Consider the following 14,629-nt stretch of genomic DNA (forward strand, 5'->3'; position numbering starts at 1 on the left):
GTGGCAGGTGGGAATCTCAAGCCTGCCTGGGCCGCATAGCATAGGGCGGACTCGCGTCAATCGCAGACAGTCGCGAACGACAATACCCTATGACCATCTCCAGAGGGTTTCTGGACAAGCTCAGTGTCCCTCTTTTTCGTACGCCTTAGTTGTACCGAAAACCGTTGATGCCCATAGCATCAGCAGCAATACCACGAACGTGGTCTGTTTCATATCCTCCTCCTACATCTTGACTAGCTTGTTCTCGCGAACACCCTTTCTTGTTTCTACCCGAACGAAGTAAAGACCCGGTCGCAGGTCCGTCAGGTCTAGCGTGATTCCATGTACCTCCTCTCTTATCGCTTGGTCTAGGACTTCTCGTCCAGTGACATCGAACAGGTGCAGAGAGATACCGCCTGCTGGCAGTTCGCTGAGTCGCACCTTCACGAAATCACGGGCCGGGTTGGGTTCAACTCCCATGGCCGGCTCAGACCACCTTTCTGCCTCTGGTTCCAGCACTCCGGTTGCCGTAGTCTCAACCAGGACAATTCCGGCGTCGCTGCAAGCCGCATACACATACGGAGTAGCGTAAACGACTCTGTTGACGCCGATGGGTGTGCCATAGAACCCGACGAGTCTGGGACTCGCGGGGTCCGCAATGCTGAATGCCCGGAGGTCACCTGCGTACCCCAGACAGGTGCCAACATAGAGCATCGTGTCGGCGGCCGCCACTGTCCGCCCATAGACGGTGAGCAGCACTGAATCCACGATGAACGGTGCGCTTGGTCGTGCAACATTGACAACCCTCAGATGGTTTGCCCCGACGTATGCGAAGGAGTCCCTGACCGCTACTCCGACCGCCGGGTTGGGAAACGCGATGCTGCCTACGATGACCGGGAAGTCCGGTCGTGCGACGTTGACAATCTGCAGGCCAGCAATGCCGTTCGCAACAAAGGCCAGCGTGTCCTTCATGTCCATCTCGTAGGTGTGATCCGGCAACCCGCACGTCCCCACGACCACTGGCGCACGCGGCCGGGCGACGTTGACGACCTCGAACTTGTAGTTCTCTGCGCAGAAGGCCAGCGTATCTCGTAGTACGATATCCTGCGCAAACTCGAATGGGTCGCACGAGCCAACAAAAGCCGGCCGGGTCGGCTCGCTGATGTCGGCGACCCTGAAGAACGGGGTGTTGAACCAGCCCATGAATGCGAAGCTGTCGGTCGCGACGACGGAGTAACAGCCTTCGGCTCCGCCAATCGTGTCCAGTTCGCCCAAGGTGTGCGGTGTCGTCGGGTCGGCTACGTCAAGCAGCTTCATGCCCCCGCCTTCATCCGCTACATAGCAGCGCGAACCTCGAACCTCCAAGTCCAGCGCAGACCCAGCACCGAGAAGCGTCGTATCGATCAGCGGATGGCTGATGTCGCCGTCGTCCATGACGGCAAGCCCGTTTATCTCATTAGCCACGAAGGCCCGGTCGCAACCTGCCTTGCCCCAGACGCCATCCTTGTACACCGACAGAGGGCAGCTTCCGACGATTTCTGCATTGAGCGAGTCGCTAATGTCAAGTATCTGGAACCCGTAACCTCCGGCCGTGTACACGTACTGCCCGTCCATGTGGAGCGCATCTCCGCCTGCTCCGCGAAGTGAACTCAGAGGGTACATGCCCGCCGGGTCTGTCACATCCAGTAGATAGAAAAGCACTGAGTCCGGGTCGTACTCCGTGACGCAGCAGATGTTACCACGAGCCACGACGCTGATGATGAATGTGCCCCACGAGCCGACTCGATGCGGGTTCGCCGGATTCGATACGTCGATGGCATACAGCCCCCAGCGGTCGCCGACGAACGCCGTGTTGCCGGCGAGGGATACCGGCCCGCCGGAATCGCGGCAAGCACCCAGCCGCCTCGGGTTGTCTGGGTCGGCCATGCTGTAAATCTTGAAGCTGTCATCGTACCCCATGACGTACAGCAGACTTTCTCTGATGGCGAAGTCGTTTAGAGGAGTCAGAAGTGTGCTCAGCAGGTTCGGACTGCGCGCATCAGAGGTGCTGTACGTCTCCACACCAGCGCCCGTGCCCACGAGCAACAGCGTGTCCGCCAGCCGGACACGGCTTATCAGTCCTGCCGAATTGATGTCGGAGAGCAACTGGAACTCCGCCGAGTCGCTCCTGCTGAAACGCAACAGGCTCACACCAGAACCTCGCCCAAGTACTATCAGCGTTTCGGCCGGGGTCATTCGACAGTCCACGTCATAGCTGGGGCCGAAGCTCCAGCGACCGACTACTCGCAGCCCTTCCGAGTCCGTGGTCGCACACCCCGCGGTTTGGAGACCCCGGTCGCGCAACCACGTGGCCCGGAACCGAGGATTGACTGCCCGTAGCGAGTCCATGACCGCCCGTTCACGCATCAGTGGCTGCCCGGCGACAGCGACCACAGCTAACCCCAACCCCAGTAGAAGGCAAATCGTCCTTTTCACGAGATCATTGTAGTCCGAACCATCCCCACGTCAAACCGCCATCGCCCGCATCCTCGGATGCACGCGTGCCAGCGACTCCTGCACCACGGTCTGCTCTTGGAACGATGGCACTCGGCCCAGCGCTCCTGCCGCAAGGCAGAGAACAGCGAGTAGCACCGACGCGGAGAATCTCGTCTTCATCGTGTCAACTCCTCGTCTCGACTAGCGCAAGTCTAGAACTGCTCAGACTGACTGTCAAGCCCAATTCGCTTGAGGCCGAGAGCGGGGTCGGGTTGTGGGTGGCGGGTGCTAGAACCGGCCGCCGATGCCGATGAGTGGGATGAAGGCGATGCCGGTTGACCGGCCGGTGACGATGTTCCCGTTCCGGTCCTCGAACTGGATCAGGTTGTAGACGTTCTGCCGGTTGTAGACGTTGATGATCTCGATGTACATATACGGGTGCAGCGGCAACTTGGGCAGTTCGCGCGAGACCTTGAAATCAAACCGGTGATAGACCGGCACGCGAGCCGAGTTCTTCTCTCCTTCAATCACGTAGGCCGAGTGCCCGCGCCGTATCTCCGCCGTCCCCGTCTGATTGGGCGATTGCGTATAGAGCAACGGCGTGTAGGGCGCACCGGTGTTCAGACGGAACGTTGCGGCTATCGTCCATTCGGGACCGAAGGTCTTCTGAACCTGGAGGTTAAACGAATGCCTGCGGTCGTACCTGTCCCAGTACATCACCGTATCGGTTCCCTGTTGCTTCCGGCACCAGGACAGGGCATAGGTCAGCCAGCCGCTCCAGCCTTCGACCGCGGATTGCTCAAGCACCGCCTCAACTCCGCGTGCATAGCCGGAACCGAGGTTGCCCGCGTTGTACACCTCACCCTGCGCGTCGGTCTTCCACGTCGGCAGTTGCAGGTAGTCCTTCACATAGCCCTCAATCGAGAGCCGCGTGTTCTGCGCCAGCTTGAACTCACTTGAGACGGAGTAGTGGTCGGCCTGTTTGGCCGAGAGCGCCCCGAGTTCGAACAGCCGGTAGTCGTCATACTGTTGATCGAACACGAACGACGCGCACGAATTGCGCAGGAAGCTGTAGGAGTGCTGATACAGCCGGCGGTACCCGGCTTTCAGGGTGACGTTGCCGAAAAGGAACAGGCTCGCCACTGCCCGCGGCTGCAGCACCTTGTTCAGGGCCCAGCGCACGTCCTCATACCTGACCCCGAGGTCGATGCCGAGCCGAGAGAGAGGCCTGAGACCCAGCGCTGCGTACACGGCCCACGTATTGTCCGCTCTTGCCAGAGTCTGTGGAGTCAGGAGGCTGCCGGTAAACGATGTCTGTCCTGCCTCTGCGCCGCATTCGAGCTCCAGTTCGTCAGATATCGTACCGGTCGCGTTGAGGCGCACGCCGTACTCGTTCTGCCGGGTAACCGCGGTTCCCCACCAGGCCGAAGGCGTCAGGTTGAAGCCGTGAGTATTGCTGTAGAACGTCGCGTCGGTCTTGACCGGTCCGAGGTCAGACTCGATGCTTCCCGCCAGCGACGTGCCGGACTCATCCATCGTCTTCTCAGTCCCGAGCAGCGTCGAAGTGATGTGGTCTGAACCGTTCACGACCGTCAGCCGGAGCCGGTGCTGCGGAGAGAGCGGTACTGCACACTGCCCGGTGAAGTCGGAGTAGGACGGGCGGTTGTATGAACCCGCGCCCATCGGCCCGAACAGCACGTAGTAGAACGTCCGGCGATACGACGCCAGAAAGTCGATGTCGCCGAGATTGCCTACATAGGCCGCCTTCATGTTCATCGCGTCATAGGCCCAGAACCCCCGGCCGCGTTCGAGCTGCTTCGGCTGCATCACGGCCACGCTCGACAACACGCCGCCGTAGCGCGAGGGGAAGACGCTCGGAAAGAAAGATATCTTCTCGACGATGTCCGGGTTCAGCACCGACGAGAACCCGAGTAGATGGTAGGGCCAGAGCAGTTCGACGTTGCCAAACCAGACCGAACTCTCGTCGGTCTCACCACCCCGCACCGCGTAGGTTCCGCTCCACTCGCCCCGCGCGCTCGGCGCGACCCCGGGCAGGAAGGAAAGCGACCGCACCGGGTCCTGCACGAAGCCACCCGCGCTCCGCGACAGCTGCTCCGAGCTGATCTCGCGGACTGAGACCTTCTGCTCCCCGCGCTCGCGCCGTGACTTCACGCTCACTCCCGGTATCGGTATCACCTTCGGACGCAGCCTGATCTCGGCCCGCGCCACGCCATTGGCCGGCACATCGACCGTGAGGGTCTCCGGCTCGAAGGCGATGTGGCTGGCAACCAGACGGAAGGAACCGGCCCGGATCGGCCCGAGCACGAAGCCGCCATTCTCTCCCGTCGAGGCCCCGACGCCCGCATCGACCAGCAAGACATTCGCGCCCGGAACAGAACTGCCGGAAGCGCTGTCCGCAACGGTTCCGCGCACCAGGCCGGTCTGCCCGACCAGTACTATTGTAAGTAGAAAACTAGAGAACAAACACGGTGTTTACTCGATACAACACTATCCTAGCCGCTCCAGCGCCGCGGTCAAGTGCGGCGGATGGTACGGCTAGCGCGTGACAACGACCTTTCGGACGGCCCGCGCCTGCGCTTGCGCTCCTGCTACCCTGACGAAATAGACGCCGGGAGCCAGACTGCTGACGTCATTGGCTCCATCGCCAAGCTCCGCGACCTTCCGCCCCATCGCATCCATCAACCAGCTTGGGCTTGCGCTTGTGCCTTTCTTCAGCCAGAGCACCGTTCCCACAAAGTTCACTCCGGCATACGAGCTTGGCACTGCCGGTTGCTCGCCTTCGCCAACCGCCGTGACGAGCGAATCGTGCTTGTAGTACATCTCCGAGTTGCCGTCGCGGTAGTCAGACCACACAACGTGAAGGTTGAACTGGGAGGCTGCTACCGAGGGACGCTCCCGAGTGCCCGTCGTGTCCGTGACATCAATCGGCGTGCTCCAAGTCCCGGATGGCAAGCGCTGGCTATAACGAAGCTGGCCAACAGAGCTGGAGGAATCGCTCCTGCCCACCCATACTGCATGGCCGCTGCCATCAAGCGTGAACGCCACCTGCCCGATGTCCTGGTCATAGGACGAACCTGATTCGGAAACCGTGTCGCACGTCTGCCAGCTGCCTCCGGCTCGCCGGTTGTGGATTATGCGGAGCCTTGTCCCGCTCGGCTCGTAGCCTTCCCAGATCGCGTGCGGCTCGCCGGTCGCCGGGTCAACCGCGACCGACGGATACATCTGGTGGCGCGAGCCGTTGGAGACGTTCTCCATCGCTCCCCATGTAGAATCGGCCCGGGCTGTGTACCAGACGTTGTAGTAGCCGCTGGGGCCGTTCCGCCCGTGCCAGACCACGTGCACGCTGTTGTCCGGCCCACCCGCGATTGCCGGGTAGACCTTGTAGTTGGAGTTCAGTTCCAGGTCAACCTGCGCCTGCCAGACCGTATCGATGAGTTCGCGATAGGCGATGCAGCTGCCGCCGCCCGGCTTGACCTCCCGCCAGACCGCGTGGACATGGCCGTCCGGCGTCGCCGCCAGGTTGGGGCTCTCGCGGGTGAAGCCAGTGCCGCCGTTGGACAGGAGCCGTGCAACTGAATCCCAACCGCCGTTCCCTTCGCCTTCGGGCAGGCAGGTCTTGTAGTAGATGAAAGCGTCGGCTCCGTCCGACGTGTCGTTGCCCCAGGCTGCGACGACGCGACCCGTGGAGCCGACGGTGATGGCCGGGTACTTGTTGTGCGTGCTGGCAGCGTAGAGGTCAGCGCTCAGCATCGTATCCTGGGTCCAGCCGGCGCCGGGATTGAACCGCTTGTAGTAGACCTGGAACCGGTAAGTGCCCAGGCCCGAGTTCATCACGTACCAGATGACGTGAATCCGTCCCGCCGAGTCTACGGCAACCCGACGCTGCCCGCTCCAGTAGCTGTTGTCTGAGTACGAGTTGTCAGTCAGCCTGACATCCGGGTCCCAGGCTGCGGCCATCCCTACCGCCAGCAGCAATGCAGCAACGATGCTAAGCTTCACGATGCCTCCCTATCTCACGATCAGAACCTCGTCGGCGGCCGACAGAAAGTAGACAGCAATCAGCATGCAGCATTCGGCATCCCGGAATCGCGCCGAATCCTCATTCTTCTCGCGAACATGCTAGTCCGAACTACGGCCTTGTCAACCCACCCGTCCGCTGCGGCCAGCCGCAGGAGTCCGCGTCTACTTGGCGATAGCCAGCTTCGTCGTCAAGCAGCCGGTGCTCGACTCGACCCGCACGAAGTACACACCGGGAGCAAGGCGCGACACGTCATTCGCGCCGAGATGAAGGTCAAGCACCTTGCGGCCGCTGGCATCGAGGAGGACGGGCCCTGGGACACGATCCGAACCGGCGAACTTTTCGGTCATGTCCCGCGGCAGGAACAGGACGCCTCGCACAATGGTGATCGCTGGCCTGTGACCTGAGACATGGGACGCAGGTCTCTCCTCAGCTCCTGATGGCGGGTAGATGAACTGGCATACGACCGGATTGGGCGTTGCCGGGCCTTCGCCCTGCACGAAGAACCCGGCAACCTGGTCCATCAGGTACAGCACACAGACCGTATCAGCGGACGGCTCCCCGGGAAGCGCGCGGTCGATGATGCAGGGGAATCGGTGTGAGGACGTGCTCCGCTCGGTCACCATCCGGCCAGGCCACCATGAGGCACCGTTGTTCCACGAGTTGGCGACCCAGACGCCGGCGCGAAGTCGGTCGGTCAACGGCTCGACGTTGGAGGAGTCGAACTGCTCCCACGCAACATACAAGTCGCCTTCGTCGCCCTCACCGATGCTCGGACGGTCGGCATAGATGGCATCGTACCCGATGCTCGCCTCCATGTTCTCAGGCAGACAGCCGGCATGGTGAATCTCTGCCCAGCGAGGCTGGTTCGCCGGACACCAGTGCCAGACCTCCGCGGGATTGACGTATGCCGTGTCATTGACTTCCGGATACACGGCCGCCACGAGATGCAGCCTCCCCTGAGAATCGAAGAACGGAAACGGCCCGCGCGGACTGAATCTGGTGACGGTGTCGCCACCGAAAGCTGGCGGCGGGTCAAGCTGCGTTCGACTGCTCCACGTGTCTCCCCGATTCTCTGACAGAAGGAAGAACGCACCTGAATCGCCGACCCAAGTGGCGCAGACAGAAGGTCCTGTCTCGCTGGCAGCGATCGCGTAAGTCGGGAAAGCCAGCGAATCCAGCAGGCGAAGGCTGTCCCAGCCGCCCGACGCCCTGAACCGGCTGTATGAGAGCCCGCCTCCCGACAGCAACCCTACGTGGCACGACCCATCATCGCCAATGCTCATGTCGGGCCATTCGCCGGATGGCCCATCGCTGTACTCGAAGATGCCAGCGCCGGGAGCCGCGTCACTTGCGACTCTAACTTGTACGCCACCTGTACCTGCAACGTGCCCTGCGACGATGACCACGCCGGTAGCGGGGTCAGCATCAATGCTCCCGTAGCCCGCCCGCTTGTCGAAGATGTTCTCGCCGCTCTGCATGTGGTCAGGATCTGACCAGTTCCACTGCCGGAAGGTGTAGTCGTAGAAGTTGTAGCGTGCGTTCCTGTCGGGGAAGTTGGTCCCTGAGTTGGAGCTTGAGTACATCCACGCCGCGTGAACGCCATGTTGCGGTGAGTTGATGAGCGACCGGCGGACATTCGCGTTGACCCACCAGTCGTAGGTGGTGCCGCCGATGGTATCCAGGCGGCCGATGTATGACTGGCCTGCGGCGATTGCGGCCGCCGCGGCCAGAATCGCGAGCTGTTTCATCTTTCCTCCCTTGCGCCTCGAACCCCAAGCGAACTAACGGAGAACTATTGCGAAGACCCTCCTCTGGATGCGAAAGCAGGAACGCGCATCTCCTCACGACCGGCGGTTCTCATTCGTGACTGGCCGCAGCGGCCCCTGACGGACAGCGCGTCATGCGACATTCGACATTTCCTTGGTGACGTCTCTGCCCTGCTGCCACAGGTTGTCAAAGCTGAGCCGCATCGACTCAACCAGGCTCGGGTGCGCGAACACGAAAACCGTCACGCCACCCTTCTCTTCGGCAAGCGAGAAAAGCGCAGCACGATGGTCGAAGACCATCAGGTCCATCGGTACCGTCCGAATGACCCGCGCCTCCTCGCCCTTGTCTGTCAGCTGCTTGAGTGCCTGCCGTACCTCGAGATACTGCAGCGCGGCTTGCTCGTACAAACACCGTACGCGGATTCCGCGCTCGAGCATCGCCCTCTCCGCCTTGACCGCGCCGGCAATTGACTGCGGTGTCTGCTCTTTCGCGTACTTGAGGGAAACCGACAACTCCCTGGTGGTAGCAGCCGCCAGTTCGTCTATCGAGTGCCGGATCTGTCGACCCCGCAGAACCTGCACGAAGCTGGTGGGAACGCTATCCGGTTCCAAGCGGTGGTGCTCCTGATCCAGAGCGCGAACGCCATCTGCCTTGGCTTTCAACAACTCCTCTTCCTGGCGTAGCGCCCCCCGGAACGCGGTGCCGGGCGCGACTGCTGCGTAGAAGTTCACTTTGCCCCGGATCTCGCGGCAGAGCCCTTTGTCCAGCAGCGCCCCGAGCGCCACGTATATCTGAGGCCTCGGCACCGCAACAACCCGGGCGAGGTCTTGGACCTTTGCCTTGTCCACCTTGATCAAGGCGCGATAGACCTCGGCCTCATAGGTCGAAAGGCCAAGCGCCCTGAGAAGCTCAAGCGAATCCACGACGCAATAGTACAGACCCCATCCAGCTTGTCAATAGGCTCAATACTGACAAGCTGTAAGCGACCACATCTATTTGATTTACAGTATCTTACATCTTGCCGTCTTCACAGCGATTGGCTCGCACATACGTGCAGCGGGAAGCGAGGGGCCTCTCTCTTGATGCGAGCCGCGCCCTGGGCTCTTGATCTTTGCGATAGCCAGTTTCGGTTGGCTGGCCAGACGCAGCAGCGGCACGCGTACCGGTTCAAGATACGTGACATCGACTCCGATTTGACTTGGCAAGGCGAAGTCCTAGACTTAGGGCGATGAGACGCCCGAGGACAGGAACCCGGAACAGGGCTGAGGTCGTCTAACTGCCATGCGTTTCGGTTACTTCGACCACGCGGCAGCCGCGCCTCTGCTGCCCGAGGCAAAAGAGGCCATGATGCCCTTCCTCGGAGATGAGTTCGGGAACCCGGTCAGCCTGCACCATTTCGGCGACAAACCAAGAGCGGCCGTAGAGGGTGCACGGGCGCAGGTAGCGGCACTAGTCAACTCCCGACCCGATGACATTGTCTTCACCGCTTCGGCCTCCGAGTCAAACAACCTGGCCGTAAAGGGACTGGCCCTCTCTCGGAAGGCAAAGGGAAGGAACATCGTCGTCTCCGCGATTGAACACGTGTCGGTGCTCGAACCCCTCAAGTCCCTGGGAGTCTACGGTTTCGACATCACCGAGGTCCCCGTCGATGCCGATGGCACTGTACATCCTGACAAACTGGCAGCTGCGATCAAGACGGACACGATTCTCGTCTCGGTGATGCACGCGAACTACGAAGTCGGCACGATTCAGAAAGTGAAAGAACTGGCCGCCGTTGCGCACCGGTTCAGGATTCCATTTCACTCTGACGGCACAGCCGCCGTCGGTCGTATCCCGGTTGACGTGGTGGGACTGGACGTAGATGCATACACCTTTCCGGCCATGTCGGTCTACGGCCCCAAGGGAGCGGCAGCCCTCTACCTGAAGCGAGGGACCAGGCTTCAGCCCCTCATTGAGGGCGGCTTCCAGGAGAAGAACCGCAGGGCCGGCACCGAGGATGTCGCGGCCATTGCCGGTTTCGGATCGGCGGCCGCAGTGACCAAGTCAAGGCTGCCCGAGTGGTCGGAGAGTATGACCAGGCTGGCGCAGCGCATCTTCAAAGAGCTGCCGGAGAAACTGGAGCACATCATCTTCACCGGCTCGATGTCCAGCCGCATTCCCGGCCATGTGAGCGTAGTCGTCGAGTTCGTGGAGGGCGAAGCGATGCTGCTTTCGCTTGACGACGAAGGCATCGCCGCGGCTTCGGGCTCGTCCTGTTCGGCCAAGACTCTGAAAGCGTCGCACGTGCTGCTGGCGATGGGCCTGCCGCACACAAAAGCCCAGTCTTCGCTCGTACTGACGATGGGCAAAGACTCGACCGACGAAGACGTATCCCACTTTCTGGACAAGCTGCCACCCATCACCCGACGCCTGAGGCAGATGTCTCCCCTGTACGCAAGGCTCCAGAAAGGCGAGGACCCGTATGCGGTGAAGCCGGGTGAGGCGTGCGAGGACGAACAGGAGCACGAAACAGATGAACGATAGGACCTGTAGAGACAACTGGAGAATTGATGTATTCTGAGAAAGTGATGGAGCATTTCCGCAACCCGCGGAACGTCGGCGAGATTGAGAACGCCGATGGAGTCGGAGAGATCGGCAACCCGACTTGCGGCGACATGATGACGTTCTACGTGAAGATCGAGAACGGCATCCTCACTGACGTTAAGTTCAAGACCTTCGGTTGCGGGGCGGCCATCGCCGTATCCTCAATGGTCAGCGAGATGGCGAAGGGCAAGACCATCGAAGAGGCAATGAAGATATCGAATGCCGACGTCGCCAAGGAGCTCGGCGGCCTGCCCCCCAACAAGCTCCACTGCTCGAACCTCGGCGCGGACGCGCTCCACAAGGCCATTGAGCAGCACCTGGCGAAGAAACCAGCGACCGGTGAGAAGGGATGCCACTGCCCGTTTTGCGACGCCCCGGTTGAAGGCAGCAGCATATGTGCGCCCTGCAAGAACCAGGGCCGAAAGTAGTCGGAAAGGAACCTCTGTGAAACTAACCCATGTACCCGGCAGGAATGCCAAGCATCGCGTAACCCTCTATGCGCTGACGACCTGCGGCTGGTGCCACAAGACCAAGGAACTACTGAACTCCAACCAGGTTCAGTACGAATACATTGACGTCGACCAGTGCAAGGGCGAAGAACGCGCCGAGGCTTCCAGCAAGGTCCGTGAGCTCAATCCCCGCGGGTCCTTCCCGACCGTGCAGATCGACGCCGAGGTCGTGGCTGGCTTTGACGAAGACCGCATCCGCGAGCTGCTCGAACTATGAGTGCGGAGGAACACTTCTCGGATGAAGTGCTCAAGACCTACGAGCGACTGAAGCTGGACGCCGCGGCCGGCGGCTACCAGCTGAACCCGGACAGGAACTTCGTGCTGCGGCTGGTGCAAGGACTGCTTGAGAACCAGAAGCGGCACGGATACTGGTGCTGTCCCTGTCGGCTTGCGTTCGGCGAGCAGGACAAAGACGTCGACGTCATCTGCCCCTGCTACTACCGCGACTCGGACCTGGAGGAATTCGGTGCCTGCTACTGCGCCCTCTACGTCAGCGACGCGTGGATCGAAGGGAAGATGAAGCACGGCTCCATTCCCGAACGCCGGCCGGCCAAGTTCATGCGTGGAGGCTTCTCGGAAACTCCGGCTCCTTCCTCCTCGCCTTCTACTTCCTCGCTTCCTCTCCCTGTCTGGCGCTGCAAGGTTTGCGGCTACCTGTGCGCCCGGCCCGAGCCGCCGGGAAAGTGCCCGGTCTGCAAGGCCGGCAAAGACCGGTTCGAACGGTTCATGTAGGACCCGCAGACCGGCATGGACGCCACGAAGGCACGAAAGACACGAAACGGACGCTCAGGGAGAGAACCAGATTCCGTCTCACTCGGCTTCGTGTTTTCGTGGCTCTCTACTTCCGGATTCGAGTAGGAGGGTATGATGATTGTCGAGCTAAGCGTCGTACCGGTCGGGACCAGTGAAACGAGTGTGAGCTCCTACGTCCGGGCCGCGCTCAGAGTATTCGCCGAGGCTGATCTCGACTACAAGGTCAACTCCATGGGCACTTGCGTAGAGGGAGAATGGGACGAGATCTTCTCTGCCCTCAAGACCGTCCACGACCGGTTGGCCGGGATGGGTTGCCACCGCATCGTCACAACCGTGAAGATCGACGACCGGCGTGATAAGCGCGGTACCATGGCAGCCAAGGTTGCGGCCGTGACGGAAGGGTCCTAGCCGGAGCCGGCACGAAACGGTCGGGGCGTGGACATCCACGCCCCGACTTCTTTCCGCCCGGCCCGAGGCCGAGCCGAGCTTAGTCCGGACTCGTCTCGGCCTCGCTGACGGCGTACTGCTGTGCCAGTTGCAGCTGCATCGCCCGCAGGCGCGACGCGATCGTCTGAGCCACCATCTTCATCATCACTTGGCCAAGTCGCGGGTCCTCGTCGAATGCCGCGTTCAGCCTCGCGACGTCGAACTCAAGATAGGTAGTATTGGTCATGGCCCGGCTGCCCGCGGTGTAGTGCGGATTGCCGACCAATCCCGAATAGGCAAACATCTGCCCCGGACCTACCGACGTGACCATGTAGTTCTTCTTCGTCACCCCGAAGTCAAGCTCGAGCACGACTCCGAGTCGCCCGCTGACCAGGATATAGAATTTGGTTGCGGGTTCGCCCTGTACGTCAACCATGGCTCCTGCCTTCGCTTCACCGACCTTTGCCAGCCTTGCCATCATGTCAACGTCCGCATCGGGAAGCTGCTCGAACTCCGGAATCGTCTTCAGGAAAGCCTTAACATCCATTGATGTCTCCGTTTCGGTTTGGATACTCCTGCTAGGGTAGCAGCGCAGCTGCGCGGTGTCAAACCAGACGGGATCTTGACCGGGCGCCTCCCTGCCCTATTATCTCTTGCTATGACTCGCATGGTCTGGGTCATCATCTTCGCCCTGCTCATCGGCGCTATCGTCATCGTCTCACTCAAGAGCCTGCCCGGCACCCGCGTCAACAGACGACTGCTCGAGGTCGAACAGGCGCGTGGCGCACTGTCGCAGATGTTCCCGGACAGCCGGTTCCGGATTCAGTTTTCGGCCCCGCATCCCGAAATCCGCAACCTAGTGGTCACGATCCAGCCGGGCAGAACCGACTCGGCCTCGGTTGCCGGGCAGGTCGATTCGACCGAAGCGGTAGTGCGCCGCAGGGTGGACCTGACCGGATACGACTCTCTCGTCATTGCGGTCTTCGACCGGGTCTATCGGACCGTTCCCGCTCGCTAGCCGGCGTCGTCCGCCGGCCTCGGGACAAGTGTGAGGGAAGTCTAGAAGCGGTCGGAAACGGAGACCTCGAGGACGCGGTTGCGCGTGGTCTGTTCCCGGTTGCCCAGAATGTCGCGTAGGGCCAGCGCCAACCTGACCTTGCCGGCAACGGTCCATCCGACGCCGAAATTGAGGAACCCGCGGCGCCTCAGGTACGTCGGATCATCACCCGGGCGCCTGTACTCATCACCGTAGTTGAACTGCGCCAGGTCGTACTCAAGCATCAACTCGACACTGCCGGGCAACGCCGTGTTCAGCGCCAGGAAGGCGTCGAATCCTCGCCAGTAGTTGATGCCCAGTTGGCAGTAGGTCCGAATTGCCTCAACCGTCTTGCCGGCGCACACGTACCCGCCCTTTTCGCGCACCTGGAACACCTGCAGTGAACAGCCATCGTACCCCTGGCTCTCGAAGCCGAGCGTCAAATCCGGGGCATAGCCCTTCTCCGTCAAGATGGCGAGCCGCGCCTGGAAATCCGGGCGGTAGCGATCATAGAACTTCGGTTGCTCTGCGCCCAGGACGCTGCCACCGCCGTACGAAATCCCGAGCGTGAGACGGTCCCACAGGCCTAGACCGAACCGCATCATGACGCCGCCGTTGCCCCAGAGCCGCCCGCTGATGAAGTACTCAGCGTGCCCGAGGGAGATCGGTACCGGCTGGTCAATGTTGTAGAGGGCGGCAGACACAGGAAGGCAGGCGACTACTAGCAGGAGGATGACTCTCATCCGCACTCAGAATAGGTCAACCGTGGCCCACTGTCAAGCGCGGCCCGCCAACAGCGCCTCAACGCCCAGATGGGACCCCGTACCAGCTCAGGCGAGCCCGCGTGGTCTCGGTCGCGGTCGTCGACCTGGCTGGTCCCGGAACTTCTCCTCCGAGAATCAGGCAGGGCTCTGCCCTTCCGGAAACCATGCCCTGTTGCCTCATATATGGATCTACTCCTACGCGCCCCGTTGCCTCAGAATAGATTTCTACTCCTAGCATCGGTCTTGTCCAGCTTGGCTTGGGTCCGCCACCGCGGCCTGCTCTGTGACTTCCTTG

The 14,629-nt window shown here is 61.3% G+C and carries 13 protein-coding genes; 6 read left to right on the forward strand and 7 right to left on the reverse strand.

The window, feature by feature from the left end; translation table 11 throughout:
• Nucleotides 1–222: 222 nt before the first annotated feature.
• From FJY68_10830 to FJY68_10850, 5 genes are all read right to left on the reverse strand, one after another.
• On the reverse strand, nt 223–2,454 hold the full coding sequence (locus FJY68_10830; protein ID MBM3332320.1) for a T9SS type A sorting domain-containing protein: 2,232 nt from the start codon (nt 2,452–2,454) through the stop codon (nt 223–225).
• Between the two features lie 288 nt (nt 2,455–2,742).
• A complete protein-coding gene (locus tag FJY68_10835; GenBank protein MBM3332321.1) occupies nt 2,743–4,938 on the reverse strand; it encodes a hypothetical protein in 2,196 nt (731 codons plus the stop codon).
• 72 nt (nt 4,939–5,010) lie between these two features.
• The gene (locus FJY68_10840) at nt 5,011–6,474 is read right to left on the reverse strand and encodes a T9SS type A sorting domain-containing protein (GenBank protein MBM3332322.1); all 1,464 of its coding nucleotides are present in this window, start codon (nt 6,472–6,474) and stop codon (nt 5,011–5,013) included.
• Nucleotides 6,475–6,657: 183 nt separating this feature from the next.
• Nucleotides 6,658–8,244 carry a T9SS type A sorting domain-containing protein gene (locus FJY68_10845; GenBank protein MBM3332323.1) on the reverse strand — a complete coding sequence of 529 codons (1,587 nt, stop codon included), beginning with the start codon at nt 8,242–8,244 and terminating at the stop codon, nt 6,658–6,660.
• A gap of 150 nt (nt 8,245–8,394) precedes the next feature.
• The gene (locus tag FJY68_10850; protein MBM3332324.1) at nt 8,395–9,201 is read right to left on the reverse strand and encodes a hypothetical protein; all 807 of its coding nucleotides are present in this window, start codon (nt 9,199–9,201) and stop codon (nt 8,395–8,397) included.
• A gap of 343 nt (nt 9,202–9,544) precedes the next feature.
• Between FJY68_10850 and FJY68_10855 the strand changes: the two genes are divergently transcribed.
• The 5 genes from FJY68_10855 to FJY68_10875 all read left to right on the forward strand — a co-directional run bounded on the left by FJY68_10855 (nt 9,545) and on the right by FJY68_10875 (nt 12,516).
• On the forward strand, nt 9,545–10,786 hold the full coding sequence (locus FJY68_10855) for a cysteine desulfurase (GenBank protein ID MBM3332325.1): 1,242 nt from the start codon (nt 9,545–9,547) through the stop codon (nt 10,784–10,786).
• Nucleotides 10,787–10,812: 26 nt separating this feature from the next.
• Nucleotides 10,813–11,274 carry a Fe-S cluster assembly scaffold protein NifU gene (gene nifU / locus FJY68_10860; protein MBM3332326.1) on the forward strand — a complete coding sequence of 154 codons (462 nt, stop codon included), beginning with the start codon at nt 10,813–10,815 and terminating at the stop codon, nt 11,272–11,274.
• A gap of 16 nt (nt 11,275–11,290) precedes the next feature.
• Nucleotides 11,291–11,572 carry a glutaredoxin family protein gene (locus FJY68_10865; protein MBM3332327.1) on the forward strand — a complete coding sequence of 94 codons (282 nt, stop codon included), beginning with the start codon at nt 11,291–11,293 and terminating at the stop codon, nt 11,570–11,572.
• A complete protein-coding gene (locus tag FJY68_10870) occupies nt 11,569–12,087 on the forward strand; it encodes a ferredoxin:glutaredoxin reductase (protein ID MBM3332328.1) in 519 nt (172 codons plus the stop codon). The genes FJY68_10865 and FJY68_10870 overlap by 4 nt, the downstream gene beginning before the upstream one ends.
• A 132-nt stretch (nt 12,088–12,219) precedes the next feature.
• On the forward strand, nt 12,220–12,516 hold the full coding sequence (locus tag FJY68_10875) for an MTH1187 family thiamine-binding protein (protein MBM3332329.1): 297 nt from the start codon (nt 12,220–12,222) through the stop codon (nt 12,514–12,516).
• A 79-nt stretch (nt 12,517–12,595) separates the two neighbouring features.
• Here the strand turns inward: FJY68_10875 and FJY68_10880 are convergent, their stop codons facing one another.
• A complete protein-coding gene (locus FJY68_10880) occupies nt 12,596–13,081 on the reverse strand; it encodes a Crp/Fnr family transcriptional regulator (GenBank protein ID MBM3332330.1) in 486 nt (161 codons plus the stop codon).
• 111 nt (nt 13,082–13,192) lie between these two features.
• Between FJY68_10880 and FJY68_10885 the strand changes: the two genes are divergently transcribed.
• On the forward strand, nt 13,193–13,552 hold the full coding sequence (locus tag FJY68_10885; protein MBM3332331.1) for a hypothetical protein: 360 nt from the start codon (nt 13,193–13,195) through the stop codon (nt 13,550–13,552).
• Nucleotides 13,553–13,593: 41 nt separating this feature from the next.
• On the opposite strand, the gene FJY68_10890 is transcribed toward FJY68_10885, so the two are convergent.
• Nucleotides 13,594–14,313: a hypothetical protein gene (locus tag FJY68_10890; GenBank protein ID MBM3332332.1), complete on the reverse strand. Its 720-nt coding sequence runs from the start codon at nt 14,311–14,313 to the stop codon at nt 13,594–13,596.
• Nucleotides 14,314–14,629: the final 316 nt, after the last annotated feature.

The organism is candidate division WOR-3 bacterium (genome assembly GCA_016867815.1).
Lineage (GTDB): Bacteria > Hydrothermota > Tepidihabitantia > Tepidihabitantales > Tepidihabitantaceae > UBA2258.